This is a genomic window from Ruegeria sp. EL01, from assembly GCF_900313035.1.
Lineage (GTDB): Bacteria > Pseudomonadota > Alphaproteobacteria > Rhodobacterales > Rhodobacteraceae > Ruegeria.
The window spans coordinates 39427-66334 of sequence record NZ_OMPS01000038.1; the positions used below are offsets into that span (position 1 = coordinate 39427).

28 protein-coding genes are annotated in these 26908 nt (G+C 57.5%); 14 read left to right on the forward strand and 14 right to left on the reverse strand.

Annotation, left to right across the window (positions count from 1 at the left end; all coding sequences use genetic code 11):
* Positions 1 to 11 precede the first annotated feature (11 nt).
* Positions 12 to 1193, reverse strand: coding sequence for an aminotransferase class I/II-fold pyridoxal phosphate-dependent enzyme (locus D9K61_RS15155; protein WP_120634039.1), 1182 nt, complete (start codon positions 1191 to 1193; stop codon positions 12 to 14).
* Positions 1194 to 1301: 108 nt separating this feature from the next.
* Positions 1302 to 2630 carry an amidase gene (locus D9K61_RS15160; RefSeq protein ID WP_120634040.1) on the reverse strand — a complete coding sequence of 443 codons (1329 nt, stop codon included), beginning with the start codon at positions 2628 to 2630 and terminating at the stop codon, positions 1302 to 1304.
* Between the two features lie 50 nt (positions 2631 to 2680).
* Here D9K61_RS15160 and D9K61_RS15165 point away from each other — a divergent pair, with 50 nt between their 5' ends.
* Entirely contained in the window at positions 2681 to 3943 is a 1263-nt protein-coding gene (locus D9K61_RS15165) for an FAD-dependent monooxygenase (RefSeq protein ID WP_254055794.1), read from the forward strand.
* Here the strand turns inward: D9K61_RS15165 and D9K61_RS15170 are convergent.
* The 6 genes from D9K61_RS15170 to D9K61_RS15195 all read right to left on the reverse strand — a co-directional run bounded on the left by D9K61_RS15170 (position 3940) and on the right by D9K61_RS15195 (position 7975).
* Entirely contained in the window at positions 3940 to 4125 is a 186-nt protein-coding gene (locus D9K61_RS15170) for a Trm112 family protein (protein WP_120634041.1), read from the reverse strand. The genes D9K61_RS15165 and D9K61_RS15170 overlap by 4 nt on opposite strands.
* Positions 4122 to 4763 (reverse strand): LON peptidase substrate-binding domain-containing protein, encoded by a 642-nt coding sequence (locus D9K61_RS15175; protein ID WP_120634042.1) that lies wholly within the window; start codon positions 4761 to 4763, stop codon positions 4122 to 4124. The genes D9K61_RS15170 and D9K61_RS15175 overlap by 4 nt, the downstream gene beginning before the upstream one ends.
* Positions 4764 to 4790: 27 nt before the next feature.
* Positions 4791 to 5708, reverse strand: coding sequence for a thioredoxin (gene trxA, locus D9K61_RS15180; protein ID WP_120634043.1), 918 nt, complete (start codon positions 5706 to 5708; stop codon positions 4791 to 4793).
* Positions 5709 to 5794: 86 nt separating this feature from the next.
* Entirely contained in the window at positions 5795 to 6583 is a 789-nt protein-coding gene (locus D9K61_RS15185) for an exodeoxyribonuclease III (protein ID WP_120634044.1), read from the reverse strand.
* A gap of 72 nt (positions 6584 to 6655) precedes the next feature.
* A complete protein-coding gene (locus tag D9K61_RS27905; protein ID WP_371688479.1) occupies positions 6656 to 7204 on the reverse strand; it encodes a GFA family protein in 549 nt (182 codons plus the stop codon).
* 84 nt (positions 7205 to 7288) lie between these two features.
* Positions 7289 to 7975 (reverse strand): response regulator transcription factor, encoded by a 687-nt coding sequence (locus tag D9K61_RS15195; protein WP_120634046.1) that lies wholly within the window; start codon positions 7973 to 7975, stop codon positions 7289 to 7291.
* Between the two features lie 162 nt (positions 7976 to 8137).
* Here D9K61_RS15195 and ribA point away from each other — a divergent pair, with 162 nt between their 5' ends.
* Positions 8138 to 9232 (forward strand): GTP cyclohydrolase II, encoded by a 1095-nt coding sequence (gene ribA, locus D9K61_RS15200; RefSeq protein ID WP_120634047.1) that lies wholly within the window; start codon positions 8138 to 8140, stop codon positions 9230 to 9232.
* Positions 9229 to 9729 carry a L,D-transpeptidase gene (locus D9K61_RS15205; protein ID WP_120634048.1) on the forward strand — a complete coding sequence of 167 codons (501 nt, stop codon included), beginning with the start codon at positions 9229 to 9231 and terminating at the stop codon, positions 9727 to 9729. The genes ribA and D9K61_RS15205 overlap by 4 nt, the downstream gene beginning before the upstream one ends.
* Here D9K61_RS15205 and D9K61_RS15210 read toward each other — a convergent pair.
* Entirely contained in the window at positions 9713 to 10372 is a 660-nt protein-coding gene (locus D9K61_RS15210; RefSeq protein ID WP_120634049.1) for a YggS family pyridoxal phosphate-dependent enzyme, read from the reverse strand. The genes D9K61_RS15205 and D9K61_RS15210 overlap by 17 nt on opposite strands.
* Before the next feature lie 102 nt (positions 10373 to 10474).
* Positions 10475 to 11416 carry a porin gene (locus D9K61_RS15215; RefSeq protein ID WP_120634050.1) on the reverse strand — a complete coding sequence of 314 codons (942 nt, stop codon included), beginning with the start codon at positions 11414 to 11416 and terminating at the stop codon, positions 10475 to 10477.
* Positions 11417 to 11701: 285 nt separating this feature from the next.
* Here D9K61_RS15215 and D9K61_RS15220 point away from each other — a divergent pair, with 285 nt between their 5' ends.
* From D9K61_RS15220 to D9K61_RS15240, 5 genes are all read left to right on the forward strand, one after another.
* On the forward strand, positions 11702 to 12184 hold the full coding sequence (locus tag D9K61_RS15220; RefSeq protein WP_120634051.1) for a DUF3576 domain-containing protein: 483 nt from the start codon (positions 11702 to 11704) through the stop codon (positions 12182 to 12184).
* A 72-nt stretch (positions 12185 to 12256) separates the two neighbouring features.
* Positions 12257 to 14794, forward strand: coding sequence for a leucine--tRNA ligase (leuS, locus tag D9K61_RS15225; protein ID WP_120634130.1), 2538 nt, complete (start codon positions 12257 to 12259; stop codon positions 14792 to 14794).
* Positions 14781 to 15272 (forward strand): LPS assembly lipoprotein LptE, encoded by a 492-nt coding sequence (gene lptE / locus D9K61_RS15230; RefSeq protein WP_120634052.1) that lies wholly within the window; start codon positions 14781 to 14783, stop codon positions 15270 to 15272. Before leuS ends, lptE begins: the two co-directional genes overlap by 14 nt.
* Positions 15269 to 16297, forward strand: coding sequence for a DNA polymerase III subunit delta (holA, locus tag D9K61_RS15235; protein ID WP_120634053.1), 1029 nt, complete (start codon positions 15269 to 15271; stop codon positions 16295 to 16297). Before lptE ends, holA begins: the two co-directional genes overlap by 4 nt.
* A gap of 71 nt (positions 16298 to 16368) precedes the next feature.
* Entirely contained in the window at positions 16369 to 16965 is a 597-nt protein-coding gene (locus tag D9K61_RS15240; RefSeq protein ID WP_120634054.1) for a glutathione S-transferase family protein, read from the forward strand.
* Here D9K61_RS15240 and D9K61_RS15245 read toward each other — a convergent pair.
* Positions 16962 to 18152: a TIGR03862 family flavoprotein gene (locus D9K61_RS15245; protein ID WP_120634055.1), complete on the reverse strand. Its 1191-nt coding sequence runs from the start codon at positions 18150 to 18152 to the stop codon at positions 16962 to 16964. The two genes, D9K61_RS15240 and D9K61_RS15245, sit on opposite strands and share 4 nt — an antisense overlap.
* A gap of 48 nt (positions 18153 to 18200) precedes the next feature.
* On the opposite strand from D9K61_RS15245, the gene D9K61_RS15250 reads away from it, so the two are divergent.
* Positions 18201 to 18497 (forward strand): HNH endonuclease, encoded by a 297-nt coding sequence (locus D9K61_RS15250; protein WP_120634056.1) that lies wholly within the window; start codon positions 18201 to 18203, stop codon positions 18495 to 18497.
* On the opposite strand, the gene D9K61_RS15255 is transcribed toward D9K61_RS15250, so the two are convergent.
* The 3 genes from D9K61_RS15255 to D9K61_RS15265 are packed head-to-tail and all read right to left on the reverse strand — an operon-like array spanning position 18498 to position 20580.
* Positions 18498 to 19235, reverse strand: coding sequence for a VOC family protein (locus D9K61_RS15255; protein ID WP_120634057.1), 738 nt, complete (start codon positions 19233 to 19235; stop codon positions 18498 to 18500). It abuts the gene before it with no gap.
* A complete protein-coding gene (locus tag D9K61_RS15260; RefSeq protein ID WP_120634058.1) occupies positions 19232 to 19840 on the reverse strand; it encodes an enoyl-CoA hydratase/isomerase family protein in 609 nt (202 codons plus the stop codon). Before D9K61_RS15260 ends, D9K61_RS15255 begins: the two co-directional genes overlap by 4 nt.
* Entirely contained in the window at positions 19837 to 20580 is a 744-nt protein-coding gene (locus D9K61_RS15265) for an SDR family oxidoreductase (RefSeq protein ID WP_120634059.1), read from the reverse strand. The genes D9K61_RS15260 and D9K61_RS15265 overlap by 4 nt, the downstream gene beginning before the upstream one ends.
* A 107-nt stretch (positions 20581 to 20687) precedes the next feature.
* Here D9K61_RS15265 and D9K61_RS15270 point away from each other — a divergent pair, with 107 nt between their 5' ends.
* From D9K61_RS15270 to lpxK, 5 genes are all read left to right on the forward strand, one after another.
* Positions 20688 to 22244, forward strand: a complete 1557-nt coding sequence (locus D9K61_RS15270) for a DUF2125 domain-containing protein (protein ID WP_254055796.1) — start codon at positions 20688 to 20690, stop codon at positions 22242 to 22244.
* Between the two features lie 289 nt (positions 22245 to 22533).
* Entirely contained in the window at positions 22534 to 23880 is a 1347-nt protein-coding gene (locus D9K61_RS15275) for a TldD/PmbA family protein (RefSeq protein ID WP_120634060.1), read from the forward strand.
* A complete protein-coding gene (locus D9K61_RS15280) occupies positions 23867 to 24667 on the forward strand; it encodes a 3'(2'),5'-bisphosphate nucleotidase CysQ (RefSeq protein ID WP_120634061.1) in 801 nt (266 codons plus the stop codon). Before D9K61_RS15275 ends, D9K61_RS15280 begins: the two co-directional genes overlap by 14 nt.
* Entirely contained in the window at positions 24664 to 25899 is a 1236-nt protein-coding gene (locus D9K61_RS15285) for a 3-deoxy-D-manno-octulosonic acid transferase (protein WP_120634062.1), read from the forward strand. The genes D9K61_RS15280 and D9K61_RS15285 overlap by 4 nt, the downstream gene beginning before the upstream one ends.
* On the forward strand, positions 25886 to 26884 hold the full coding sequence (gene lpxK, locus D9K61_RS15290) for a tetraacyldisaccharide 4'-kinase (protein ID WP_120634063.1): 999 nt from the start codon (positions 25886 to 25888) through the stop codon (positions 26882 to 26884). The genes D9K61_RS15285 and lpxK overlap by 14 nt, the downstream gene beginning before the upstream one ends.
* Positions 26885 to 26908: the final 24 nt, after the last annotated feature.

The following is a 26908-nucleotide window of genomic DNA, read 5'->3' on the forward strand; positions in this document are numbered from 1 at the left end:
GCCCTCGTACCTCACAAATAGATGCAGTCGCGGAGCTGAATCAGCCCGCGCTGCATCTCTGCTTTTGGGGCCACCATGGCGACCCTGATAAACTGCTCGCCCGGGTTCTGTCCCGGATCACCTTGAGAAAGATATGCACCCGGCAGAACCCGAACCCCGGTTTCCTGCCAAACTTTAAGCGCCGTTTTCTCGCCGTTCTCGACGGGCAACCACAGGAAAAACCCGGCTTCGGCGGGCATGTAACCTTGGACACCTGCAAAAACCGTATCCGCGATGGCGTATTTTTCCTGATAGAGCGCACGGTTTTCCGCTACATGCGCCTCGTCGGCCCAAACTCTGGCGGCGGCAGCTTGAAGCGGGGCGGGCAAAGGGGCACCTGAATAGGCGCGCAACTGTTTGACGCGTTTAATCGTCTCTGGTCCGCCTGCAATCAGACCTGACCGCAAACCGGCCAAATTCGACCTTTTTGACAATGAATTGAACAACGTGATCCGCTCGGGATCCGCTCCCAGCTCTTGCGCGACAGTCAAAACACCAACTGGCGCATCATCGCGGTAGATCTCGGAGTAACACTCATCGGCGAAGATGCGGAAGTCGTATGTTTCAGCCAACCGGATCAATTCGGCCCAATAGTCGCGCGACGCGACTGCGCCCTGCGGGTTCGCGGGCGAGCAGATATAGGCCACGGCGGTGCGGTTCAGCACGTCCTCGGGCAAGCCTGCATAATCCGGCAAATGACCCGTAGCAGCGGTGGCAGGCACAAAATGGGGCTCCGCTCGGACCGAGATCGAGGCGACCATATAGACCTGATAAAATGGGTTCGGGCACAGGATAACCGGTTTTTGACCGTTCTTTTGTTCCGGGCACAGGGCCATCGCGGCATTGTACAACCCTTCGCGCGTTCCGTTCAGGGCCATCACATTGGCGTCCGGGTCCATTGTCACGCCATAGCGGCGATTGATCCAGTCAGTGATGGCGGCGCGCAGTTCGGGTGATCCCTCGTTTGGCGGATATCCCTGGAATCCAGCGGCGTTTTCCATAATCACATCGGTTATCCAAGCCGGAAAATCGTGCTTGGGCTCACCAATGGTCATGTGAATCACGTCGCCCCCCGGTTGATGATGATCCAACAGGGCGCGCAGACGCGGAAATGCATATGCCGGTAGGTTCGAAAACCGCTCGGGGAAATTCATAAGTACTGCCTCAATACCGGGATCATTTTCGCCCCGTTTTTTGTCAGATTACAGATCACACACCCCTTCGTCCAGACAAAGAGGTGCCGAATCAGGGGATTGTGGCATTCAGGTCAGTGCAGATTCGACCGCTGATCCGACCCGCAACAGGGCCTCTTCAGACCCCGGATAGCCCAACATCATAAGGCCGCATCCCGGTGTTCCAGTGGGCAAAGTCAGCGCCGCCAGGCCCATCAGATTGCCAATCCGGGTGTTCCGCAGGGCCAGTAGATTCTCGGTCACGTAATACTCATGATCGCTCATCAAACGGTCCAGATTGGGCGGCAGTATTGGCGCAGTCGGGGCCAAAACGGCGTCAAAACTGGCCGTAGCCGCATCCCAGGCGGTGCGGCAAGCCTTTAGCTTCGACCACGCGGACACGTAATCTGGACCGGAATACATCTTGCCCATGCGAAACCGTTCCAGAATTTCGGGGTACATCGCCTCGGGGTTGGCTTCGATCACGTCACGCCAAAGGCCATAGGCTTCGGTGGTGTACAGGACTCCAGACAGGCCCATCGCCTCGTCCAATTCCGGCACGTCCAAGGGAACGATTTCAGCGCCAGCCTCCCGCAGTCTTTGCAGCGCATCATCATAGGATTTGCGCGGCGCATCACGCAGATCGTCCTTGGCCACATTCTGCAAGTCAGCAAACCGCCGCCCTTTCAGTGTCGCCCCGCGCAGATCTGCCGGTGTTCCGCCTTCCAGAAGCGCCAACATATGTGCGGCGTCCTCAACGGATCGCGCCAAGGGCCCGACGGTGTCAAAGCGCAGGCAGAGCGGTACCGTGCCTTCCAGACTGACCCGCCCAGCGGTGGTTTTTAAACCCACCAAATTGTTCCACGCAGCCGGGATACGCACGGATCCACCCGTATCGGACCCAATGCTACATGCCGCTAAGCCCCAAGCGACAGACGCCGCCGCGCCAGAGGACGACCCCCCTGAGACCGCATCTTCGTCGTCAACACAGGGCGGCGTGCCGGTGACCGGGTTCAGGCCAAGGCCCGAGAAGGCCAACTCGCTCATATGCGTCTTGCCCAGGCAGACAGTCCCCATGGCTGTCGCGTTGCGCAAAACCACTGCGTCTGCGTCGGGCACGCGGCCTTTCAACAAGGCTGATCCTGCCTCGGTTGCCGTACCTGCGGTGTCGAACAAGTCCTTCCAACTGATCGGAACCCCATCCAACAGCGAACGTCGCAAGCCGAGACCTGCCCTGTCTTTCGCGGCGGCAGCCTCGGCCCGCGCCCTGTCATGGGTTACACGCGCATAGATCCGGTCGCGGTGCGGATGTGCATCAATGGCAGTCAGGTAGGTTTCGGTCAGCTCAACCGGATCAATTTGGCCCATGCCGATTCCACGACCCAAATCACACGCCGTCATGGTCAACCAATCCTGCATTTTATCCCTCCGATTTCTTGCTTTTAGGGACGGTAGCGACAGGACCGCACATGGACAATCCCGAAAGGGCGCGCATATTGCAGGGCATGACAAAGGCTTCGGATATCCTGATCGTTGGCGGCGGCTTAAATGGCCCGGCGCTGGCACTGGCATTGGCGCAAACCGGACATTCGGTGACAGTGATAGATTCGCTGGCCGAGACGCTGCGTATGAACGCCACTTTTGATGGACGCGCCTATGCGCTGGCGCTGGCTTCGCAACGCCTTCTGGAAGTGATCGGAATCTGGGAACGGGTCGCAGAGCAGGCGCAACCGATGCTGGAAATCAAGGTGACAGACGGCCATGCAGGCGCTGGCCCGTCGCCATTTTTTATGCATTTCGACCATGCCGAGATCGAAGAAGGCCCGATGGGTTACATGGTCGAAGACCGCCACCTGCGCCGCGCCTTTCTGGACGCGATGACGCAAGAGCAGCGGATCACCCAGCTCAGCGGTAAAACAGTTGTTTCACAAGAGACTGGCACGACAGGCGTAACACTGACACTTGACGACGGGTCGACCGTTTCGGGCCAACTGGTCGTCGGATGTGACGGTCGCCGCAGCGGCACAGCGGCCCGCGCCGGGATCAAACGCAGCGGGTGGGAGTATGGCCAAACCGCCCTTGTTTGCGCCATCGAACACGATCTGCCACATCATGGCGTCGCCCATCAGTTTTTCATGCCCCCCGGCCCGCTGGCGATCCTGCCGCTGACCGGCAACCGCAGCTCGATTGTCTGGAGCGAACGTACGGATACCGCGCAGCACATCAACGCCATGTCCGAGGCGGACTATCTTCAGGTTCTGCGCCCCCGGTTCGGGGATTTCCTGGGTGATATCCGACTACAAGGTGACCGATTCACCTACCCGCTGAACCTGACCATTGCTAATTCCTTTATCTCGGATCATTTGGCTTTGGTCGGGGACGCCGCCCACGGCATGCACCCGATTGCCGGGCAAGGCCTGAACGCGGGCCTGCGCGATGTAGGGGCATTGGCCGAGGTTCTGACTTTGGCAGGGCGGCGTGGGGAAGACATCGCATCAACACTGGTTTTAGAGCGCTATCAAGAGTGGCGCCGGTTCGACACGGCCGCGTTGGCCATGGCGACAGATGTGTTCAACAAGATGTTTTCAAACGACAATCCGATCCTACGGATGGGTCGCGATATCGGCATGGGCCTGGTCGGCTCGCTGCCCGGGCTGCGCCGTAGCTTTGTGCGCGAGGCCGCCGGACTGACCGGTGACCTGCCGAAACTGCTGCAAGGCCGCGCGATTTAATCCAGTTCGCGCGCTTCGTCCACCAACATCACCGGTATTCCATTGCGGACCGGAAACGCCAGACCAGCGGCTTTGGAAACCAGCTCTTGCCGGTCTGCGTCGTAGTGCAGGGTCGTTTGGGTCTTAGGGCAAATCAGCGCCTCAAGCATGTGGCGGTCAAACGCGTGTTCAGATGCGCTCATTGCAGTGTTTCCTCATTTGAACCGCCACGAAGGGCGAATTCGATCAATGTCACCAAAGTTTCGCGACGTGTGCGCAGACAGGGCGCCTCAAGTAAGGCTTGTTTTTCTTCGGGGTCGAAATCCAGAAGCATCGAAAGCGAATTCACCAATAACTCGTCATCGGCATCTTTCATGGAATCCCAATCCGTTGACAAATCCCGTGATGAGAAGAATCGCTCTAGCAAGGTCAAAAACCGCGTGCGATTGAACTCGTCATCCTTTTCGGTTTTGCCCAGGTCTCGATCAAACCCACCCCATGCGACAGCACACCGCCGATAAGGTGTGAATGCGTCCAGTTCCGAGATCATTCGAAACCGGGAAACCCCGGTGAGCGTGATCAGATATCTGCCATCCTCAGTCTCGGAAAACTGTGTCACACGTCCGGCACATCCGATCTGATGCAGTTTGGTATCGTCGTTCACAGACGGGTTCGGTTGCACCATGCCAATCAGACGTTCCTTAGTCTTCAAAGCATCATCCAGCATCTGCAGGTAGCGCGGCTCGAATATGTGCAGGGGCAAGCGTGACCGGGGCAACAGCAACGCCCCGGGCAGTGGAAAAACGGATATCGTATCCGGCAGGTCGGCAGGATGCATCATGTACCCGAGTGTAGCTCTGAACCGGAATTAGGCAAATATCATCGAGCTGAGTTTGCGGCGTCCGTTCAGAACAATCGGATCATTGGGTCTGAGCGCGTCAAAGATCGTGAACAGCTGCGACTTGGCCGCGCCGTCATTCCATTCGCGATCACGACCGAACAGTTCCAGCAGTTGCCCCACGGCTTCTTCCACATCGCCATTGGCATGCAGTGCCTGCGCCAGATCGAACCGTGCCTGATGATTGTCAGGATCGGCTTCTACCATCACCGTCAAATCAGCCACCGGACCCGCATCCGCAGCCTGTTTGGCCAGCTCAAGCTGCGCGTGGGCCGCTTCGATTTCGGGCGACGTAGAAATCTCGGCCGGGGCGCCATTCAGGATCGCTTCGGCCTGCTCAAGATCACCCGATGCTATATGGGACCGCACTAGCCCCCCATAGGCCCCGGCGTGGTTCGGATCTTCGCCCAGGATGGCGGCAAAGGTCTGCGCTGCATCAACAGCGGCACCTTCGGCCAGCATGTCTTCCGCAGCTGTCACAGCATCGTCCAATTGCCCACCGGGGCTTTCGCCGCCAGCGGCTTCGATCACGCGATCCACGAACGCCTTGATTTCAGATCCCGGCACAGCCCCCTGAAACCCGTCGACGGGCTGACCTTTAGAAAAGGCATAAACGGTCGGAATCGACTGGATACGCAATTGCGAGGCAATTGCCTGAGCCTCGTCGACGTTGATCTTGACCATTTTCACCGCGCCTTTGGCGGCGGTTACGGCTTCTTCCAAAAGTGGACCAAGCGTCTTGCATGGGCCACACCAAGGCGCCCAGAAATCAACGATAACCGGAATATCCTGCGAGGTTTCAACAACGTCGGCCATGAAAGTGGCCTCGGTTCCGTCCTTGATCAGATCACTGGTGTCTGAGCCAGCTGCGGTGTTCAGAAGATCCATGGCAATCACTCTTTCGTTCCAATTTGCGCCCTATATGCAACCGCTGAGCGCGGAAACCAAGGGGTGAGTTTTAAGACCGGATCCGATCAAACGTCAAAGGTCGCAAAAACCGGCGCGTGATCACTGGGCTTTTCCCAGCCGCGCGCGTCACGCAGAACCCTGCTGGAATGGCCGGCATTCGAGATGTCGGGTGTCGCCCAGACATGATCCAATCGCCGCCCTTTGTCCGCGACATCCCAATCGCGCGCACGATAGGACCACCAGCTATAAAGCTGCCCTTCGGGGATATCCTGACGGGTGATATCAACCCAGCCTCCCGCATCCTGGGTTTCTGACAATTGCTCGACCTCGACAGGTGTGTGCGACACGACCTTGAGCAGCTTTTTGTGGGACCAGACATCATCCTCACGCGGGGCGATGTTCAGGTCCCCTACCAGAATTGACTTCTGCGGCTTGTCCGCGTGAAACCAGTCCCGCATTTCAGTCAGATAGTCGAGTTTCTGACCGAATTTCTCGTTCACTTCGCGATCGGGTACATCCCCGCCTGCAGGAACATAGAAATTGTGGATCGTGACCCCATTTTCCAGTCGACCAGCGATATGTCGGGCATGACCCAGACTTGCAAAATCCTTGTCGCCAACATCCTCAATAGGCAAGCGAGACAGAATGGCGACGCCATTATAGCCTTTTTGCCCCCGCGCAATCATATGGCTGTAACCAAGCGCCGAAAACGCTTCGGTTGGGATCTTTTCCACTGGCGACTTACATTCCTGCAGACACAGAATATCCGGCGCTTCTTCCTGTAGCAGTTTCAGCACAATCGGCTCACGCAGACGGACCGAGTTGATGTTCCATGTGGCTATCGTAAAGGGCATGGGGCGGGTTTCCTCTGTCGCGGTTGGCGTAACCTATCGCGGTGTAAGAACAGGTGCTATCGGAAAAAATATTTAGGACGGGTGACCATCAGATTGGGGTGCTTCATCGCAGATTTTGTACCAATCAGGTTTCTCCGAGACAAACTCATGAAACTGAACCTTCAGATGTAATGCCGTATCCAGCGTATTCGCTGCGATTGGGAAACTGTCTTCATCCGACAGGATTTCACCAAGGGACGTTCCGCAGTTTTTGCAGAAACATCTGCCGTATTTGTACGGAGCGTTCGGCCGATACAACACCACCTTGTCCTTACCCTGCACCCATATCAGATCATCCTTTTTCGCAAACACAATCGTGCTGGCCCCTGACTTGCGGCATCGGGAACAGTGACACGTACCCATTACAGACGGTTCGCGCTTTAGTTGAAACCTGACGGTTCCGCAGCAACAACTTCCCTGAATCACTACAAATGTCTCCATCTGGAAAAGAATGAGTGGAACATTACAGGAACACTTACGGTGGGGCAATGTTGGAATGACCCGCAATCTTGCTGATAACAAGCGATAACAGAATAAAAAAAGGCCGGGCCAAAGGCCCGGCAGTCCAACAGGGAGGTGCATGTCATTACCCGGACATGCACGGGTTGGGAGTAATCTAATTATGACTACAGAGTATCACTTTGATCCAAATCAATCTACAGGCGATCATGATACCAAGCGATATCCACCCGATTCTGTGACCAAAAGACGCGCATTTGACGGATCAGGCTCGATTTTCTGGCGCAGCCGGTAGATGTGAGTTTCCAGCGTATGCGTCGTTACGCCAGCGTTGTAGCCCCACACCTCGTGCAGCAGCACGTCCCGCGCCACCACACCATCGGTCGAGCGGTAGAGGAACTTGAGAATATTGGTTTCTTTCTCCGTCAGGCGAATTTTGCGATCATCTTCAGTGATCAACATCTTCATTGCAGGTTTGAACGTATAGGGGCCAAGAACAAAGACAGCGTCTTCGGATTGTTCATGCTGGCGTAGCTGCGCGCGAATACGGGCCAACAAGACCGGAAACTTGAATGGCTTTGAGACATAATCGTTTGCACCTGCATCCAGTCCCAGGATCGTGTCGGCATCACTGTCATGGCCCGTCAGCATTAGAATCGGGCTTTTAACACCCTGTTTGCGCATCAGACGGCAAAGCTCTCGGCCATCCGTGTCCGGCAGACCAACATCCAGGATCACCAGGTCATAGATCGCTTCGCGCGCACGCTCCATTGCGGACTGACCATCATGCGCTTCAAACACATCGAAATCCTCGGTCATCACCAGTTGCTCGCTGAGTGCCTCGCGCAGGTCTTCATCGTCATCCACCAGCAGGATTTTCTTGAGTTGAGCCATTTCCCGGTCCTCCTAAGCCTTTTCCATCACTTGCGCGTGGAATACGCAATCAACAAGCTTTGCTGCAACGGGCTCACGCCCTCGTGTCCAAGGTGGCGGAAATGTTTCACATTTCGTGCCGAAAGCGCTAGGAGAGAGGCTGAACGTTACAGGGTAACATAGATGAGTCTTATCCCAGATATCACCGAACTGCTTGCGCGAGCCCGGGCAGATCTGCGCATGGGCGTACCCGTCGTACTGATGGACGATACCGGGTTTGGCGTGCTTGCTGCCTCGGCAGAAACAATCAGCCCCCAACGTCTGGCCGATCTTCGTGGGCTTTGCGGCGATCCGGTGGTCACAATAACCGGGCGACGGGCGGAAACGCTCAAGGCACGGGCCTATGATGGTGATCTGGCGCGGATTTTGATTCCGGAGGATGCAGATATCGGTTGGGTTCAGGCCGTTGCCGATCCTTCCGATGATCTGAGTTCCCCTATGAAGGGGCCACTGATGACAAAGCGTCAGGGCAATGCCCATTTGCACCGCATTGCCATCGCACTGGCAAAATCTGCACGCCTTCTGCCTGCAGCGATCGTGGTTCAGGTCGAAGACGGAAGAACATTTGCCGCAAGCCACGGCCTGACATGCATCGATCACACCCGCGCTGCCCCTCATCTGGCAGGCCGCAGCGCGCTGCACGAGGTTGTCGCAGCGCGCCTGCCGATGGAAGTATCAGAAGCTGGACGGCTGCATGTTTTCCGCCCCGAGGATGGCGGGGAAGAACATTATGCTGTTGAAATCGGGCGCCCGGACCGGGACAAACCGGTTCTGGCACGATTGCACTCGGCCTGTTTTACCGGTGATCTCATGGGCAGCCTGAAATGTGACTGCGGCCCGCAGCTGCGTGGCGCGTTGGCCCAAATGGGATCAGAAGGCGCAGGTGTCCTGCTCTATCTGAATCAAGAGGGTCGAGGCATTGGTCTGGCAAACAAGATGCGAGCTTATTTCTTGCAAGATCAAGGGTTTGACACGGTCGAAGCCAACCACCGCCTGGGCTTCGAAGATGACGAACGGGACTTTCGCCTCGGCTCGGACATTCTGAAATCGTTGGGCTTCAACTCGGTCCGCTTGCTGACCAACAACCCGGCCAAGATCGCAATGATGGAGCGTACCGGCATCGCTGTGACCGAACGTGTTCCGTTGAAAGTCGGCGAAACCGCCCATAACCGCGCGTATCTGGCGACCAAGGCGGCGAAGTCCGGGCATCTGCTGTGACACCCAATGATTTGGTGCTGACCCCGCGTGGCGTTCGGTTTCGTGGTCAGCTTTTCCCCTGTTCGATCGGCAAGGGCGGGTTGAGTAATTCCAAACGTGAAGGCGACGGAGCGACCCCAACAGGCGCGCACCGCATCACGGGCATGTTGTATCGGCCGGACCGCATCGCCACACCAACCTTCTGGGCACGCGCGATCGGGCCTTGGGATCTATGGTCGGACGATACATCGGATAATAATTACAACCGCTTAGTCTCAGCGCCATATCCGTTCAGCCACGAAAAACTGCGCCGCGCAGACCCGCTTTATGATCTGGTATTCATAACCGATTGGAACTGGCCAAACGCGGTAGCAGGTCGAGGTTCTGCAATATTTTTGCATCAATGGCGGCGACCTGGCTATCCGACCGAAGGATGCGTGGCCTTTCGACGTGAGCATCTGCACTGGATTGCCCGTAAGATTGTACCGGGCACACGACTGATTATCCCTGCGGTTTGACCCGCTCGCCAAAGATGGCGGATCCGACACGCACATGGGTTGCCCCCAATGCGATGGCCTGTTCGAAATCGCTGCTCATCCCCATGGACAGACCTGTCAATCCGTTGCGTGCCGCGATTTTGGCCAGTAACGCAAAATGCAGTGAGGGTTCTTGGTCGACCGGAGGGATGCACATTAGCCCGCGGACCGGCAGGTCCAGCTCTTTGCATTCAGCAACAAACCGATCCGCATCTACAGGTAAAATTCCCGCCTTTTGATCTTCTTCTCCGGTGTTTACCTGAATGAACAGATCCGGGCAGGATCCGATCTCTTGTGCCAATCGGGCCAAAGTCTTTGCCAGTTTGGGACGGTCGACGGAATGAATGGCATTGCACAGTTCCATCGCCTGACGCGCCTTGTTGGTTTGCAAGGGACCAATCAGATGCAGATCAACATCGGAGTACTGCTCTTTGAAAGCGGGCCATTTGCCAACAGCTTCCTGAACCCGGTTTTCACCAAAACAGCGGTGCCCTTGTTCAAGCACGGCTTGAACGCGCTCATTCGGCTGCACCTTGGACACAGCGATCAACGTTACCGACCCAGCAGGCCGTCCAACATTTGATACGGCCTTGGCAATGCGGGCGGTGATCTCTTGCAATGACATGGCGTTCCTCAATCTGCCTTTGGGGCAGAGAAACACTATGTCGGCGCAAAAGAAAAGGGCGGGTCCGAAGACCCGCCCTCAAACCTTGCGGTTCAGATCAACTTAGAAGTTGAACTGGGCACCGAAGTCGGCACGTGTCTGGCTTTCGCCGCCGCCACGCTTCGAGCGACCAACACCACCGCGCAGCGAAGCACCGCCGCCCAGGTCGTAGATGGCACCAATGCCGTACTGCTGGTTGTCGTCGTCCGCCGAACCGTCACCGTAAGCGAAGGTCAGGGTGGTTGCAGCGCCAACATTGTAGGCTGCCGACAGACCGTATGCAGTGCCGTTGCGCGCTGCATTTGAAACATCGTCGTCTGCGACAAACAGAGTACCCGAGAAGTCACCGAATTCTGCACCCAGGGTCAGAACGGTCAGGGTCTGCTTCTCTGCACCACCAACGCCGTCAGTTTGACCATAGGCCAGAGCTGCGGTGATGTTGTTGAAGGTGTAGGTCGCGCTGATGTCCCACTTGTCTTCGCCGCCGGAGTCTTGGTCATACGACGCGCCGAAAGCGAAGTCGTTGATGGCGTACTGGAAGAACACAGCGTTTGCGCCAGCACCGGTCGAAGAGTACGACAGGAAGCTGTAGTCAACGCCAGAGTACTGACCAATGAAGCTTTCCAGGCCAGGCTCGTTACCGTAGTAGTTTGCCAGGTTGTCGAACGAACCCGCTACGTTACCCGCGTCAACACGCAGACCACCGTAGATGACCGAGAAGCGCGCGCCGTTCAGGCCAGCTGCGTTGGCTTCGCCATTGGTGGCATTTTCGTCAGCTTGCAGACGAACACGACCTTCGAAGCGAACGCCGCCGTCGGTTTCTGCGATGCCGTCGATGTTCAGACGGAAGCGAGAAACCAGAATGGTGTCGCTAATGTTAGGGTCTGTCGAACGATCTTCTTGGTAGCCAATACCAAAACGGCCATAACCGCCCAGTTTGACTTCAGCTGCTGCAACGCCTGCGGTCGCGATAAGCGCCGTCGTTGCGAAGAGAACTTTTTTCATCTTGTTTCCCTCGGTTTCAATTAAATAGTTTTTCTACTCGACACATACCTCGGCATATGTCTCAGCACGGACACCGTTTCGCTCTTTTTGCCCCCCGGGCGCAAGCTTGGCCTAATTGCTGTGGCGTCATTCGGGTCAAATTGGTGCAAGGATGCCACAGTCAGTTTTGCCTGCCTTTCCGCACAGTAGGCCGATGTATCAAAAGAATAGGCTTGTTGCAGAAGGGGTCCTTGGCTAGGAGTATCCACCAATAACGCACAATCAGTGAAACAGGACCTGCTTACAATGCGCCTGCCGACAGTTTTGGGTATGATCATGCTGACCGCCACCATTTCGGCATGCGGACAGAATCGAAGCACAACAACGTACAACCCTAACCTCGTCGGGGGAAATTCCGACGAACGTGAATTGAATGATTCTGAACGTTCAACGATCTGGGACATTTTCAATCGCGGCGACGCCGAGCAGACAACCAATGTAAACCGGTATCTGTGGACGGCCTCGCTGGATGTTCTCAGCTTTCTGCCAGTGCAAGAAGTTGATCCGTTTACCGGCGTGATCGTAACAGGTTACGGCAAACCGCCAGGCGGCGGGCGGTCGTATCGGGCCACGGTCCATGTCAGCGATCCGGCGTTGGCTGCGCGGTCTTTGTCGGTTGCGCTTCAGTCCAACGGGGGCGCACCGGTCAGCGCTGCGACAACCCGCGCCATCGAAGACGCCATCCTTTCGCGGGCACGCCAGTTACGCATTGCGGACAACAAGTTCTAGCAACCCGACGAAATTCACAATAAGACCACGCCGGGTTCCTGCCCGGCGTTTTTATTCACGAAGGACCGCATGATGTCGCGTTACTCGGCCACCGAAATCGAAGCAAAATGGCAAGAGGCCTGGGACAAGGCTGGAATCTTTACGGCCAGCCACAAGGCGGACAAGCCAAAGTATTATGTACTTGAGATGTTCCCCTACCCGTCGGGCCGAATCCATATGGGGCACGTACGCAACTACACGATGGGCGACGTGATCGCACGGCACAAGCTGGCAACCGGCCACAACGTGCTGCACCCTATGGGCTGGGATGCCTTTGGAATGCCAGCGGAAAATGCGGCCATGGCCATTGGTGGTCACCCGAAAGACTGGACCTATGGCAATATCGCGGACATGCGCGCGCAGATGAAGCCGCTGGGTCTGTCGATCGATTGGTCCCGCGAATTCGCTACTTGTGATCCTGAATATTATGGTCAGCAGCAGGCTTTGTTCCTGGATATGCTTCAGGCCGGGCTGGTGTATCGCAAGAACGCTGTGGTGAACTGGGATCCAGTCGACATGACGGTTCTGGCCAACGAGCAGGTCGAAGCCGGTCGCGGCTGGCGTTCAGGTGCGTTGGTCGAGCGTCGTGAATTGACGCAGTGGTTCTTCAAGATCTCGGATTATTCCGAAGAATTGCTCGACGCACTGGATACGCTCGAAAACTGGCCCGCCAAAGTGCGCTTGATGCAGGAAAACTGGATCGGCAAGTCTCGCGGCCTGCAATTCTCGTTTGATCGCACCGACGAAGGTGAGCCGATCTCAGTTTATACGACTCGCCCGGACACTTTGCTGGGTGCGTCGTTTGTTGGTATCTCGCCGGATCACCCAATTGCCAAGCAGCTTGAAGCCGAGAACGCTGAAATTGCCGAATTTGTTGGTGAATGCCGCAAGATCGGCACCACCGAGGAAGCTGTCGAGACAGCTGAAAAGCTGGGCTATGACACCGGCATCAGGGTCAAGCACCCGCTGGACCCAAATTGGGAACTGCCGGTTTGGATCGCGAACTTTATCCTCATGGACTATGGCACCGGCGCGATCTTTGCCTGCCCGGCGCATGACCAGCGCGATCTGGATTTCTGCCGCAAGTACGACTTGCCGGTCATCGATACGTTCTTCGCCTTGGACAACGATACGCCTGTCGACAAGATCGCGTTTGTGCCACCCAAGACAGAAAAAGTCCGCTGGGCGAACCATTTCGCTGGTTTGACCGAGGCCACGGGCGACGAAGCCATCAACGCCACCGTCGATTTCGCTGAAAAGGCGGGCTGGGGCGAAGGTGTTACCAAGTATCGCCTGCGTGACTGGGGCCTGTCGCGCCAACGCTACTGGGGCTGCCCAATTCCCGTTGTGCATTGCGAAGCCTGCGGCGTCGTGCCCGAAAAGCCCGAGAATCTTCCGATCCGATTGCCCGATGATGTCACCTTCGACAAGCCGGGCAACCCGCTGGATCGTCACCCAACATGGCGCGATTGTAAGTGTCCGTCCTGTGGTGCTGCGGCCAAGCGCGAAACCGACACAATGGACACCTTCGTCGATTCGTCTTGGTACTTCGCCCGTTTCACCGCGCCCAACGCCGAAACACCTACTGATTTGGCCGAGGCCGAATATTGGATGAATGTCGACCAGTATATCGGCGGCATCGAACACGCGATTCTGCATCTGCTGTATTCGCGGTTCTTCGCACGAGCGATGAACATCACGGGCCATATGCCGAAAAAAGCCATCGAACCGTTTGATGCGCTGTTCACGCAAGGCATGGTAACGCATGAGATCTACCAAACCCGTGACGCCAAAGGTCGCCCGGTCTATCACCTGCCCGAAGACGTCACAGACGGCAAGCTGGCCGATGGCACCGAGGTCGAGATCATCCCCTCGGCCAAGATGTCCAAGTCCAAAAAGAACGTGGTCGATCCTGTCAGCATCATCTCTGCGTTTGGTGCTGACACTGCACGCTGGTTTGTGCTGTCTGATTCGCCGCCTGAACGTGACGTGGAATGGACTGCCTCCGGGGCCGAGGCCGCGTTCAAACATTTGAACCGGGTCTGGAACCTGTGCGACAAAATCGGCGAGATGGATCCCAGTGCGAAGGGCGAAGGCGATCAGGAATTGCTTCGTGAGATGCACAAAGCCATCCGCGACGTGTCGCTTGGCGTTGAGAGTTTTGGCTTCAACGCGGCCATCGCAAAACTCTATGCCTTCACCAACACGTTAGCAAAATCCAAAGCGGGAGTCGCGGCCCAGAAACAGGCGATAATGACCCTGGCCCAGCTGATGTCACCGATGACGCCGCATTTGGCCGAGGACATTTGGGCACATCAGGGTGGCGAAGGGCTGGTTGCCACAGCCTCGTGGCCGGTCGCCGATGAAGCTATGTTGATCGATGACACCATCACCCTGCCGATCCAGATCAATGGTAAGCGCCGTGCGGAAATCAGCGTGCCCAAGGATTTGGGTAAGGATGAGGTTGAAAAAATCGCGCTCAGCACCGAAGCTGTGCAAAAGGCGCTGGATGGTATCACGCCGAAGAAAGTAATCGTTGTCCCGGGCCGGATTGTGAATGTCGTTGTTTGACCGAAGAACCTTGATTTTGATGCCGCTGGCGCTGGCAGCCTGCGGCTTTGAACCGGTGTATGCTCCTGGCGGATCGGGTTCGGAACTATATGGAAAAGTCGCTGTTTCCGCGCCGAACACCGTTGAAAGCTATTTTCTGGTTCAAAATCTGGAACAACAGCTTGGCCGAAGCGCGAACTCTGGCGCTGCCTACAAACTGGATGTGCAAGTTTCGACCGTGACCCAAGGCGCCGCCATCTCAACAACCAATGAAACCAACCGATATACCACTGACGGGCGCGCCGAGTATTCGCTGCGATCCAATGAGACGGGACAAATCGTGGCATCTGGCACGGTGACCGATTTTGTGGGCTATTCGGCTGCTGGTTCAACCGTGTCCACGTTGGCGGATGAGCGCGACGCAAAAGAACGGCTGATGGTGATTCTGTCGAACCAGATCATGAACCGACTGTACGCGACGCCAGGTCTGTCCGCATGAAACTGAGCCCGCGCGAGGCTGAAGGATATTTCGCCAAGCCGGACGCCAACAAAACCGGGTTACTGATCTACGGTGCGGACGCAATGCGGGTCGCGCTTAAGCGCCAGCAGGTTCTGGCAGCTCTGCTTGGTCCGGGCGCCGAAGAGGAAATGCGCCTGACGCGGATGCCCGGCGGCGATTTGCGTGGTGATCCTGCCTTGTTGCTGGATGCGGTCAAAGCCGTTGGCTTCTTTCCAGGGCCGCGCGCGGTCTTCGTCGAAGATGCCACAGATACGGCTGCGCCAGCGATCGTTGCGGCGCTGGAAGATTGGTCGCCGGGCGACGCCCAAGTTATCGTCACCGCAGGGCAACTCAAGCCAAGCTCAAAGATCCGAAAGGCGTTTGAAGCCCATCCAGTAGCCTATGCAGTGGGAATCTATGACGATCCACCATCACGGGCCGAGGTGGAGCGGGTGCTGGCACAAGCCGGCATGCAGAACATTCCAAACGATGCGATGTCAGCGATCAGCGAATTGGCTGTCGGCCTCAGCCCCGGGGATTTTGCCCAAACTGTTGAGAAGCTGTCGCTTTATAAGCGCGGCGACACCTCTGAGCTGACACTCGAAGATATTGACGCCTGTGCACCCCGTTCGACCGAAGCGGTGGTGGATGATGTGTTGAACGTGGTCGCCGAAGGTCGAGCCGGAGAGATTGGGCCGATGATCCGGCGGCTTCAAGCCCAAGGAACCAACGGAGTTACCCTGTGCATCGGTGCCACTCGACACTTTCGGACGCTCTATGCATGTGCTTCTGACCCTGGTGGTGCGGCACAAGGAATCGGCAAGCTGCGTCCGCCTGTGTACGGCAAGCGACGTGACCGGATCCTGCGGCAGGCACAAGGCTGGGGTGCCCCAAAGCTGCAAACCGCATTGACGGTTCTGACCGATACGGATCTGTCGTTACGGTCCGCTGGCCAAACAGCGCCTGCCATGGCACTAGTTGAACGCGCGATGATCCGGTTGGCAATGCTGGCCCGTTCTCGGTGACCAAGCGTTTCGCTTGACGCCTTTGCCAACTGCCCCACACTCTGCGCAGTCTCAACCGGCAGGAGCCCCGCATGTACATGGTCTATGGTAGCATCCCCAGCCGCGCCTCGCGCGTTCTCTGGATGTTGGAAGAAATTGGTCAGCCCTATGAACACGTCAAGGCCGGCCCGCGTGATCCGCAAATCACTGCGCTGAACCTGTCGGGTAAGATCCCCGTACTGGTCGATGGTGATGCGGTAATCAGCGACAGCTCGGCGATCATGACCTATCTGGCGGATAAGCATGGGGCACTTACTTATCCTGCCGGAAGTCTCGAACGTGCGGCACAGGATTCGGTTTTCTATACCATGCTGGACGAGTTGGATGCGGTCTTGTGGATCGCGGCGCGTCACACTTTTATCTTGCCCGAGGACAAGCGCACCCCTCAGGTTGGTGAAACGGCGATGTGGGAGTTTGATCGCAACCTCCAACGCCTTGAAAAACAGTTCAAAGGCCCGTTTCTGTTGGGCGAGAAGATGACAATTGCCGACATCCTGCTGGTTCACTGCATGAGCTGGGCCAGAGGTGCTCGGTTTCCGCTTAATTCCGACGTGTTGAATGCCTATAGCAAAGAGATGCGGGACCGGCCCGGGTACCTGAAGCTGGCCGAACTCGCGAAAGCACCCTAGCGGGTGTTTTGGGCCTTTAACCAGTCGACTGCGGACTGGCCGCTCCACCGGCCCGTGGCCAAACAGGCGGTCAGCAGGTAGCCACCGGTTGGGGCCTCCCAATCCAACATCTCTCCCGCGCAGAACGTGCCCGGCATGGCCCTGAGCATCAGACCATCGTCCAATTCGGCGTTGGGAACACCGCCAACGGTCGAAATTGCCTCATCCAGAGGTCTTAGGCCGGTATGCAGGACGGGCAGGGATTTGATCACTTGCGCCAAAGCGTCGGGAGCGTCTGGAAGCGGACGGCCGAACTCCATCAGCAAAGCTGTGCGGGTAGCGCCAAGTTTCAGCGCCTTGCGTAGGTGATTAGACAGGCTGGACTTACCACGGGGCTTATTTAAACGGGTCGCGATTTCGCCTTGAGTCAGGTCCGGCACAAGGTCGATGGTCAGCGGTGCACCCTTTCTCACCGCCCTGCAGATGGTATAGATACCGCCGCCTTCCAACCCGCGTTCGGAAATCACCGCCTCTCCCCGCGTCCGCATGGACCCGGCTTGCAAAGCGACGCCTTTGATTGGCGCTCCGAAATGGGATGACATGTGTTCGGACCATTCGACCAGCAGGCCCGCATTTGCGGGGGCAAAGGGGGTCAAAGAAACTCCCTTCGCAGCCAAAATTTCGGCCCAACTGCCATCCGAACCCAGCCGCGACCAACTGGCCCCTCCCATCGCAAGGATCGTGACATCAGCGACGACGGACTGTGACCCTTCTGGTGTGTCGAACGTCAATGCTTGGCCATCCCACCCAGTCCAGCGCCAGCGTGTTCTGATTTCAACGCCCGCCTGTCCCAATCGCGAAAGCCATGCGCGCAGCAAAGGGGATGCCTTCATGACTTTGGGAAAGACCCTGCCGGTTGAACCGGTGAACAGCTCTTGCCCCAGATCGCGCGCCCAGTTTTGAACCGCCTGCGCATCAAATGCAGCGATCATCGGCTGCAACCAGTCTGCAGCTTCATCATAAGACGCGATAAGGGTTTCAAGCGGCTCATCTTTGGTCAGGTTCAGACCCGATTTCCCGGCCATCAAAAATTTACGTGCAACTGACGGCTTGGCTTCGGCCACAGCAACCGAATGGCCAGCATTGGCCAGCTGTTCCGCAGCCATCAAACCTGCTGGCCCTGCCCCGATCACCACTGCCTGCGCCATTGTCGCCCTCTTGCCTTAGCCGCCTATTGGCGTGATTTTGCGGTCACTATGACAAACAGCAATCCGATCTGTCCGCTTTGCGACCGCCCGATCCCGGATGGGTCTGGCAGCCTGCATCATCTGATCCCAAAACTCAAAGGAGGCAAGGGCGAACCGACCGTTTTATTGCACCAGATCTGCCACAAAGAAGTTCACGCGACACTGAGCGAAACGGAACTGGCCCGCAGCTTCAACACAGTCAACGCGTTGCGAACCCATCCGAGGCTTGAGAAATTTTTGGCCTGGGTCCGCAAGCGTCCGCCCGGGTTTCGGTCGAAAGTGCCGGGCAAACGGCGTGGACGGTGATCAGCCCGGCAAAACCGGGTCACCAAATGCGTCCTGAAGCGGTGTGGGTAGGCCTTCGACCTCGATCCCCAGATAGTCAGGCACCGGCGCAAACTCCGCACCCGCGACATGCTGAAATTCCAGCGTAGTATAAGGGCGTTTCCACAGCCATTCGCGGTTCTCAACGGCCCACAGATCTGGATTTGGCAGGGTGTCCTCGGTAAAGGCGTAAAAGTGCAGGTCAAACCCATAGGGAGACACATCCTGCATCGACAAAAGCGTCATCCCCTGATCACGGCACCATGTGTCGTCGGAGGCTATGTCCCCTGTACGCAATGTGATCTGGCCGATCCGCGCCTGCGCAAAAGGGGCTGCAGGATCACCCGCCTGTTCGGGGCGGTTGCCTTCGAAGTCGTGCTGCAGCAGCTCTATGACAAAGCCCTCGGGATCGCTTAGATGGCACATATACCCGATATCCAGAAACTGCTGCGGAGCGCTGACCTCCACACCCTGCTTCTGCAGAAATGCCGCGGCCAAATCCACATCCGGCACGGTGACACCGATTTTCCAGTAACGTTGTCCGCGATCAGGTGCATAGCCCCCACCGCCCTGACTCAAAAGCAAATCCGCGTCTTCGCCGTGATATCCAATCCGGTAATTCTGTCCTTCTTTGCGCGCGGACATTCCAAGCACTTCGGAATAGAACTGCGCAAGGCGGCCCGGATCAGAAACCCGCAACCGCAAGGCCGAAATCCTCATGCACATAACCCCGCTATTCCGGTTGCAATCTCAGGGTCTGCACCAACACTATCTGCCACCAGCTGTCGCGCTGTTGGTATCAGATCTTCAGGCTCCACGACGCGATCAACAAGACCAAAGGCATATGCCTCTTGTGCGGTGATCTTCTGCCCGGCCATCAGGATCAGCTTGGCTCGGGCTGGCCCGATCAAAGCAGACATGCGTTCGGGATCAGAGGGTTGGGGTAAAAACCCAAGTTTCATGACCGGGTAGAAAAACTTGGCTGACGGCACAGCAATACGAAGATCGCAGGCCAAAACCATCCCGTTGGCCCCGCCCGCCAATGTTCCATTCAATGCTGCAACCGTCAGACACGGCAGTGCCGCAATCGCACCGGACAACCGCTCCCAGACATCCGAGGTCGCAAGCCCGGCGCGCGCCTCGTCCAGATCAGCACCAGCACTGAACACCTTGCCCGCCCCTGTCAGAATCAGGGCACGCGCCCCAGTCGCGGCTTCGGCGATCTCGGTCAGCTCGGTCAACATCGCCCCAGTCAGGGCGTTCGCCTTTCCCGGGTTGTTGATCGTGACGGTCCAAAGCCCACCCTCTTGCGTCAGATCGATCACGTTAACCCAATCTTTTTGCGGATTTCGTCTTGTCTGAGTGAAATTTCAGTGCCCAGATACCCGTCCGCGTCCTTGGAACACATCCAAAGAAGCGCGCGCGCGGGCCAGTCAGCCGGAATATGATCGTCCCAATCCAACTGGCTGACCGGATTGATGCCGCTGGCCTTGATGACCCGCTGCATATCGGTCGCAACCGTGCCCGGTGACAGGCCCATGGCGCGAATTCCATGATGACCTTCCTCCAGATGAAGACACTCTGTCAGCATCTTCGCCCCGGCTTTCGACGCGCAGTAGTGACTCCAGGCCTCAACCGGGTTCGATGCCGCGCCAGAAGACACGGTCAAAACCGTACCACCCCCGGCGACGCGCATAATCGGCAAGGCCGCACGCATGCCGTAGAAGACGCCTTTGAGATTGATATCAATTGCCTGGCTCCAAGCTTCGGTATCGGCGTTGGACAGATGGAAAATTGGCTCGATCACACCAGCATTGCCAATCAGCACATCCAAACCACCAAAACGGTCGACACAATCTGCAACCACTTGTTCAACCTGCGCAAAATCGCTGACATCGCAGGCCAGTGCAATTGCGTTGTCGCCCAGCGCGGCGGCCAGGGTTTCGATCTGGTCACGGCTCCGAGCGACCAGCACGACATTGGCGCCAGCTGCGGCAAAAACGCACCCTGCCTCGGCCCCGATCCCGCGGCTGGCCCCTGTGATGAGTACCGTTTTTCCTTGCATTTGCTTCTCCTTATCCGTCGGTTCGGAAATCAACTACAGCCGTACCGCGTAAACGGGGAATTGGTCTACCCCTTGCCCCCTTGACGATGCCCTCAACAAGCCCGACCATGCGCACCAAATTGATCAAGAAGGGTTACCTTATGTCTGTTTTCCTACGCCGCAGTTTTGGCGCAGCCTTGGCTTATGCCGTTGCAACCCAAGGCGCACTGGCCGACCTGACCGCAAACGATGTCTGGGCTGATTGGCAGAGTTATTTTACATCAATGGGTTACGATATTGCGGGTGACGAAAGCGCATCCGGCGATACTACGACAATTTCCAACATGACCCTGTCTATGGAGTTTCCCGACGACGACGGGCAATTCCAGATGACCATGCCGGAAATGACGCTGACGGAAAATGGCGATGGCACGGTCAGTATCGACTTGCCAGAAAGCTTCCCGATGACCGTTGTCGGACAGGCCGAGGGAGAAGAATTTTCTGCCGATGTCATCTATTCTCACAGCCAGTTGAAGATGGTCGTTTCCGGGACGCCCGAAGAGATGACCTATGACTATACGGCGGCCAAACTGGGTATCGTTTTGGACTCGCTTGAGATGGACGGCGAAACCTTGCCAAACGATATTCTGGGCGTCAGCATGGAAGCGAACGATGTGGACGGAAGTTCGCGGATGCGTGTCGGCGAAAATCGCGACATCGCCCAAACGTTCAATGCGGCCGACATGTCGTACAATGTCCGGTTCAAGGATCCGGAAAACGACGAAACCGGTCTGATCGACGGAAAACTGAATGGGCTGGCCTTTGAAGGCGAGAACATCATCCCAAGTGACTTTGACCTGTCAAACCCGCAGGCGTTCTACGAGGCCGGCTTCGCCTTTTCGGGCAACTTCACCTACACGTCTGGCGCGACAGATGTCAGCGGCGTCAGCGAGGGCGAGGCGTTTTCGATGGGCAGCACATCCGAAGGCGGACGTTTCGCAGCCAGCATAGATGCTGAACGCGTAGCTTATGACATTGAACAGAACAGCACGAAGCTGGCCGTAACAACAGCAGATCTGCCATTCCCGATCGAGTTGGCGATGGCGAAGGCCGGGTTGCAATTCGAATTCCCGCTTCAGCAATCAGAAGAGATTCAGCCATTTGGCTTTGGTATGAACCTAACTGATTTCACCATGTCTGACGTGCTGTGGGGCATGTTTGATCCGGCGGGCACATTGCCGCGCGATCCTGCAACAATTGCACTGGATACGGTCGGCACAGCCAAAGTTCTGATGAATATCTTCGACCCAGAAGCCGCAGCTGCCATGGAAGCGGACGATGCAGCCCCCGGAGAGTTGCATTCGCTAAAAATCAACGAGCTGCTGGTGTCGATGGTGGGAGCCAAGCTGAGCGGCGATGGAGATTTCGCCTTCGATAACGCGAACGTTGAAGAGTATGATGGGCTGCCGGCTCCGTCCGGTGTGGCGAACCTGCAGCTTGTAGGGGCCAACACGTTGATCGACAAACTGATCGGCATGGGACTGATGTCAGACAATGACGCCATGGGCGCACGGATGATGATGGGTATGATGGCCGTGCCCGGAGAAGAGCCCGATACGCTGAATTCCAAGATCGAGTTCACTGAGGACGGCCAAATCCTGGCCAATGGTCAGCGCATCAAATAGTGATAACAAGAGGAGGCTGCCTGGTCGTGGCCTCCTCATTCGAACTACCAGCGATCTGGCCCTCGATCACCGTTCTTGCGTGGTTGATCGAACGCGGTTCCCATAGACAAATCACTGGATCATGCGTCGTTGCGAAATAAGTTTGCGTGCAATGCAGACCAGTCTTGCCGGTGCAGTATGCCGGAAACTTAGACGCGGCAATGCCATCGACTCGCTGCACAATTTGGTCACAGGTATTGCGAGACGGTCGGTCCAAGGCTAGGTCCAATGCAATCAAACCGGAGGCCACATGACCCGCACACCAGAAGAAATCAGCCAGCAACTGCTGGATGCGGCCCGCAATGCAGGGGCCGAGGCCGCCGATGCCATCGTTATCGACGGGTCCTCGGTTTCTGTCGAAGTTCGCGGCGGTGCGCTTGAGCATGCCGAGCGATCTGAAGGCACGGATTTGGGTCTAAGGGTATTTCTGGGGAAACGGCAGGCCATCGTTTCCAGCTCGGACAAGCGGCCGGAAACGCTCAGGACAATGGCCGAACGCGCCGTTGCCATGGCCAGCGAAGCCCCCGAAGACCCGTTTGCCGGTTTGGCCGATAGCAATCAGATTGCCGAAGACTGGAACATTCAAGCGCTCGAGATGTTTGATCCCACCTCGGAGCCATCGGCAGAAGCCTTGATGCAGGATGCGCTGCGCGCCGAAGCGGCGGCGCTGGCCGTTTCCGGGGTATCACAAGTGTCGGACGCGGCAGCAAGCTACGGCACACACCGGGTGCATCTGGCGATGACCAACGGGTTTTCCGGTGGGTACAAGCGCAGCAGCCGCTCGACCTCGTGTGTTGCCATTTCGGGCGAAGGCACCGGGATGGAGCGTGACTATGATGGTGACAGCCGCACTTTTCAGGCTGATCTGCGCAGCCCCGACGAGATCGGGCGCACAGCAGGTGAGCGCGCGGTAGAACAGGTTGGCGCCCGCAAACCCGCAACTGGTAGTTTCCCAGTCCTATTCGACGAACGTATTTCATCATCACTGATCGGTCACCTGCTGGCCGCCAGCAACGGCGCCGCGATCGCGCGCGGGGCATCATGGCTGGCAGATGGTTTGGGACAGCAGGTTCTGCCCGAACATCTGTCCCTGATCGAAGACCCGCACCGCCCACGCATCGCCGGCTCACGTCCTTTTGACGCCGAAGGGTTGCCCACGCGACGTCGCGCCATTGTTGAGAACGGTATTTTGACCGGATGGACATTGGATCTGTCCAGCGCACGCAAACTGGATATGGCCTCGACCGGAAATGCCACGCGCGGCGTCTCGGGGCCGCCATCGCCCAGCAACTGGAATCTGAGCCTGACACAGGGCGACCAGAGCCGTGCTGACCTGCTGACAGGCATGGGAACAGGGTTGCTGGTGACCTCGATGATCGGCTCTACGATCAACCCCAACACGGGCGACTATTCCCGGGGCGCTTCGGGTTTTTGGGTCGAAAACGGTGAGATCACATATCCGGTCAATGAATGCACCATCGCCGGAAACCTGCGTGATATGTTGAAACGGATCCTGCCGGCCAATGACGCGCGCCCTTATCTGTCGCGGGTGGTCCCCTCGTTGCTCATCGAAGGAATGACGCTTGCCGGCAACTGACTTACCCCTTCTGATTGAGGCCGCGCTTGAGGCTGGCAAGATCGCCACGCGTTATTCTGGCACGCAGGCACAACGTTGGGACAAACCCGATGGCGCTGGCCCGGTGACCGAAGCGGATCTGGCGGTCAATGCGATGCTTGAAAAACGGCTGCCCGGCGCAAGGCCAGGCTATGGCTGGCTGAGCGAAGAGACAGAAGACACCCCTGACCGTCTGTCGCGGGACATCGCGTTCATCATTGATCCGATCGACGGCACCCGCAGCTTCGCCGAAGGCGCACGCACATGGGCGCACTCTCTGGCCGTTGCAGATCAGGGTGAAGTGACAGCGGCCGTTGTGTATCTGCCAAGGCGCGACCTGCTTTACGCCGCAGCAAAGGGTCAGGGCGCAACATTGAACGGGCAAGCAATTCAGGCGTCCCGGGTTGCCGGATTGGAGCAGGCCGAAATACTGGCGGCCAAACCCAACCTTGCCGCCCATCATTGGCGTCGGGGAGAGGTCCCTGACTTTGAACGAGCCTATCGCCCCTCTCTGGCCTATCGCATGGCTTTGGTTGCGCAAGGACGGTTCGACGGCATGCTGACCCTTCGCCCCAGTTGGGAATGGGACATCGCCGCTGGTGATCTGATCATTCGTGAGGCGGGCGGGCTTTGTTCAGACCGAACCGGTCTGCCACTGCGGTTCAACAACACTCATCCCCGTCTAAACGGGGTTATTGCGGCCGGTGTCGAAATTCACAGGCAACTGTCGGCGCAGCTGGACCCGGATGGGTCAGGCATTGGCGAATGAGCAAGCCACGCTCTCTGAGTTTGGCGGCCTATCGGGTTTTGTCCTGGGGCGTGCCAAACGGGGCTGGTCAACCGGATCTGCCCCGACCAGAGGGCGAGCTGTTGTGGATACACATTGCCTCGCAGGATCGGCTGCGTGTCGTCAATGATTTCTGCCGTCAAATGCAGCAGGCACGCCCCGGGCTTTCGATTTTGCTGACCGCCCCACCCAACGCCGATCTTGCACGTTGGACCGGCTGCACATTTCCTCTGGTCAAGCTTCCAATGGAACAAGCCGGGGCCGCCCGCGGGTTTCTAGACCACTGGCGTCCGGATATGGGGATCTGGGTTGGCGGTGGCGTGATGCCGAACATCATCACCCGCGCCCACGAACGTGGTATTCCCCTGATCCTGATCGAAGCGAAACTGGACATTACGATTGCCCGCAGCGCACGTTGGTTGCCTGACATCACCCGGTATACCTTCGATTGTTTTCGCCAGATCCTGACAACAACACCTGAAACCGCCCGCCAAATTCGGCGTCTGGGCATTCCGTCCTCGAAGGTGTCAGAGGCCCCTCCGCTGCAGATCAGCCCGAACCCCAGTCCCTGGCCCGAGGACGAGCTGATCGAAATCAACCAAACACTCGCGGGGCGGCCCGTGTGGTTGGCCGCCTGGGTTCAGGACAAAGAATTCATCTCTGTCCTCAGCGCGCATCGCCAGGCCCTGAGGCTGCTACCACGGTTGGCGCTGGTGCTTCACGTCGCTGACATCAGCGAAGCCACGCCGCTGCATCGTCGTCTCGAGTCCATGGACCTGCGATGCAGCAATTGGGATGAGGGCGGCCTAATCGAGGACACAACCCAAGTTATCCTATCATCAGAACCCGAGGATCTTGGGCTGTGGCAACGCGTCTCGGCTGTTGCATTCATTGGCAGCTCGCTTGAATTTGACGAGGGCGGGCAGGATCCGCTGGACTTCGTCGCGCTCGGTTCGGCCATCATTCACGGTCCGTTTGTGAACCGGTATCAGGATCTGTACCATCGTCTTGAAAAGGCCGCGGCGGCGCGAACTGTAAAATCGGCAAATGAGCTGGCAGAATCCGTCGTTCAGCTGCTTGCCCCGGACAAGGCCGCTGCTATGGCCTTGGCGGGATGGCAAATGATTACCGAAGGTGCACCCCAGGCCGATCAGTTGATCGAGATGGTGCAAGAAACTCTGGACCATCGGAGCACTGACGATGCGCGCACCTGAGTTTTGGAATACAACCCCGGACCGGCTGGATTTTCGGGCACGGTTGCTGGCTCCTCTGGGCCGGATTTATGCGTCTGCGACTGCGCGCCGGGTCGCTTCGGGGTCCGGTGTTGATCCCGGTGTGCCAGTGATTTGCGTTGGCAATCTGAACGCGGGAGGCACCGGCAAAACTCCGACCGTCATCTGGATTGTCGAACAACTGAGCAACGCCTGGCACAAACCGCACATCGTGACACGCGGACATGGTGGGTCGTTGGAAGGGCCTGTACAGGTCGACCCGTCCAAACATACCGCTGCACAGGTCGGGGACGAGCCGCTACTGCTGGCTATGTTTGCCGATGTCTGGGTCGCCAAAGATCGCGCCGCAGGTGCCCTGGCCGCCGCTGCCGAAGGGGCAAGCGTGATCGTTCTGGATGATGGGTTTCAGAATCCGTCAGTCGCCAAGGATTTTTCGGTCATCGTGGTCGACGCACAACGCGGGTTTGGGAATGGTTTGTGCCTTCCAGCAGGCCCATTGCGGGAACCGGTGGAAACAGGGCTGAAGCGGGCTGATATAGTGTTGTCGCTAGGGGACAGCGTTGCTCAGTCGCAGTTTTCTGATCGTTGGGGCGCCCAACTCACGGTGCCGCATGTCAGCGGATCGGTCGAGCCGTTGCAGACCGGAATGGATTGGGCTGATACCCGAGCTTTGGCCTTTGCGGGCATAGGGCATCCAGAAAAGTTCTTTGAAACCCTGCGCCAACAAGGCGTCGAGCTTTTGCGGGCAGAAGCGCTGGATGATCATCAGCCGCTTACGCAAGCCCTTATGTCCAGATTGGAAAACGAGGCGCGGTTGCTGGGTGCGCAGATGGTGACCACCGAGAAGGACGCCGTGCGCCTGCCCCAAGCCTTTCGAAGCAAAGTGATCACTTTGCCGGTTCGCCTTCAGATATCTGAACCAGAGAAGATCAGGGATATGCTGCTACGCGCGGCACCATCCCCTTAAGCGACTCGGTCGGCACAGAATGCG

What these genes read in the sequence shown, in the direction of transcription:
- D9K61_RS15155 (WP_120634039.1), bottom strand. Translation starts at nt 1,193, where the DNA reads ATGAATTTCCCCGAGCGGTTTTCGAACCTACCGGCATATGCATTTCCG.
- D9K61_RS15160 (WP_120634040.1), bottom strand. Translation starts at nt 2,630, where the DNA reads ATGCAGGATTGGTTGACCATGACGGCGTGTGATTTGGGTCGTGGAATC.
- D9K61_RS15165 (WP_254055794.1), top strand. Translation starts at nt 2,681, where the DNA reads ATGGACAATCCCGAAAGGGCGCGCATATTGCAGGGCATGACAAAGGCT.
- D9K61_RS15170 (WP_120634041.1), bottom strand. Translation starts at nt 4,125, where the DNA reads ATGAGCGCATCTGAACACGCGTTTGACCGCCACATGCTTGAGGCGCTG.
- D9K61_RS15175 (WP_120634042.1), bottom strand. Translation starts at nt 4,763, where the DNA reads ATGATGCATCCTGCCGACCTGCCGGATACGATATCCGTTTTTCCACTG.
- trxA (WP_120634043.1), bottom strand. Translation starts at nt 5,708, where the DNA reads ATGGATCTTCTGAACACCGCAGCTGGCTCAGACACCAGTGATCTGATC.
- D9K61_RS15185 (WP_120634044.1), bottom strand. Translation starts at nt 6,583, where the DNA reads ATGCCCTTTACGATAGCCACATGGAACATCAACTCGGTCCGTCTGCGT.
- D9K61_RS27905 (WP_371688479.1), bottom strand. Translation starts at nt 7,204, where the DNA reads ATGCACCTCCCTGTTGGACTGCCGGGCCTTTGGCCCGGCCTTTTTTTA.
- D9K61_RS15195 (WP_120634046.1), bottom strand. Translation starts at nt 7,975, where the DNA reads ATGGCTCAACTCAAGAAAATCCTGCTGGTGGATGACGATGAAGACCTG.
- ribA (WP_120634047.1), top strand. Translation starts at nt 8,138, where the DNA reads ATGAGTCTTATCCCAGATATCACCGAACTGCTTGCGCGAGCCCGGGCA.
- D9K61_RS15210 (WP_120634049.1), bottom strand. Translation starts at nt 10,372, where the DNA reads ATGTCATTGCAAGAGATCACCGCCCGCATTGCCAAGGCCGTATCAAAT.
- D9K61_RS15215 (WP_120634050.1), bottom strand. Translation starts at nt 11,416, where the DNA reads ATGAAAAAAGTTCTCTTCGCAACGACGGCGCTTATCGCGACCGCAGGC.
- D9K61_RS15220 (WP_120634051.1), top strand. Translation starts at nt 11,702, where the DNA reads ATGCGCCTGCCGACAGTTTTGGGTATGATCATGCTGACCGCCACCATT.
- leuS (WP_120634130.1), top strand. Translation starts at nt 12,257, where the DNA reads ATGTCGCGTTACTCGGCCACCGAAATCGAAGCAAAATGGCAAGAGGCC.
- lptE (WP_120634052.1), top strand. Translation starts at nt 14,781, where the DNA reads ATGTCGTTGTTTGACCGAAGAACCTTGATTTTGATGCCGCTGGCGCTG.
- holA (WP_120634053.1), top strand. Translation starts at nt 15,269, where the DNA reads ATGAAACTGAGCCCGCGCGAGGCTGAAGGATATTTCGCCAAGCCGGAC.
- D9K61_RS15240 (WP_120634054.1), top strand. Translation starts at nt 16,369, where the DNA reads ATGTACATGGTCTATGGTAGCATCCCCAGCCGCGCCTCGCGCGTTCTC.
- D9K61_RS15245 (WP_120634055.1), bottom strand. Translation starts at nt 18,152, where the DNA reads ATGGCGCAGGCAGTGGTGATCGGGGCAGGGCCAGCAGGTTTGATGGCT.
- D9K61_RS15250 (WP_120634056.1), top strand. Translation starts at nt 18,201, where the DNA reads ATGACAAACAGCAATCCGATCTGTCCGCTTTGCGACCGCCCGATCCCG.
- D9K61_RS15255 (WP_120634057.1), bottom strand. Translation starts at nt 19,235, where the DNA reads ATGAGGATTTCGGCCTTGCGGTTGCGGGTTTCTGATCCGGGCCGCCTT.
- D9K61_RS15265 (WP_120634059.1), bottom strand. Translation starts at nt 20,580, where the DNA reads ATGCAAGGAAAAACGGTACTCATCACAGGGGCCAGCCGCGGGATCGGG.
- D9K61_RS15270 (WP_254055796.1), top strand. Translation starts at nt 20,688, where the DNA reads ATGCGCACCAAATTGATCAAGAAGGGTTACCTTATGTCTGTTTTCCTA.
- D9K61_RS15275 (WP_120634060.1), top strand. Translation starts at nt 22,534, where the DNA reads ATGACCCGCACACCAGAAGAAATCAGCCAGCAACTGCTGGATGCGGCC.
- D9K61_RS15285 (WP_120634062.1), top strand. Translation starts at nt 24,664, where the DNA reads ATGAGCAAGCCACGCTCTCTGAGTTTGGCGGCCTATCGGGTTTTGTCC.
- lpxK (WP_120634063.1), top strand. Translation starts at nt 25,886, where the DNA reads ATGCGCGCACCTGAGTTTTGGAATACAACCCCGGACCGGCTGGATTTT.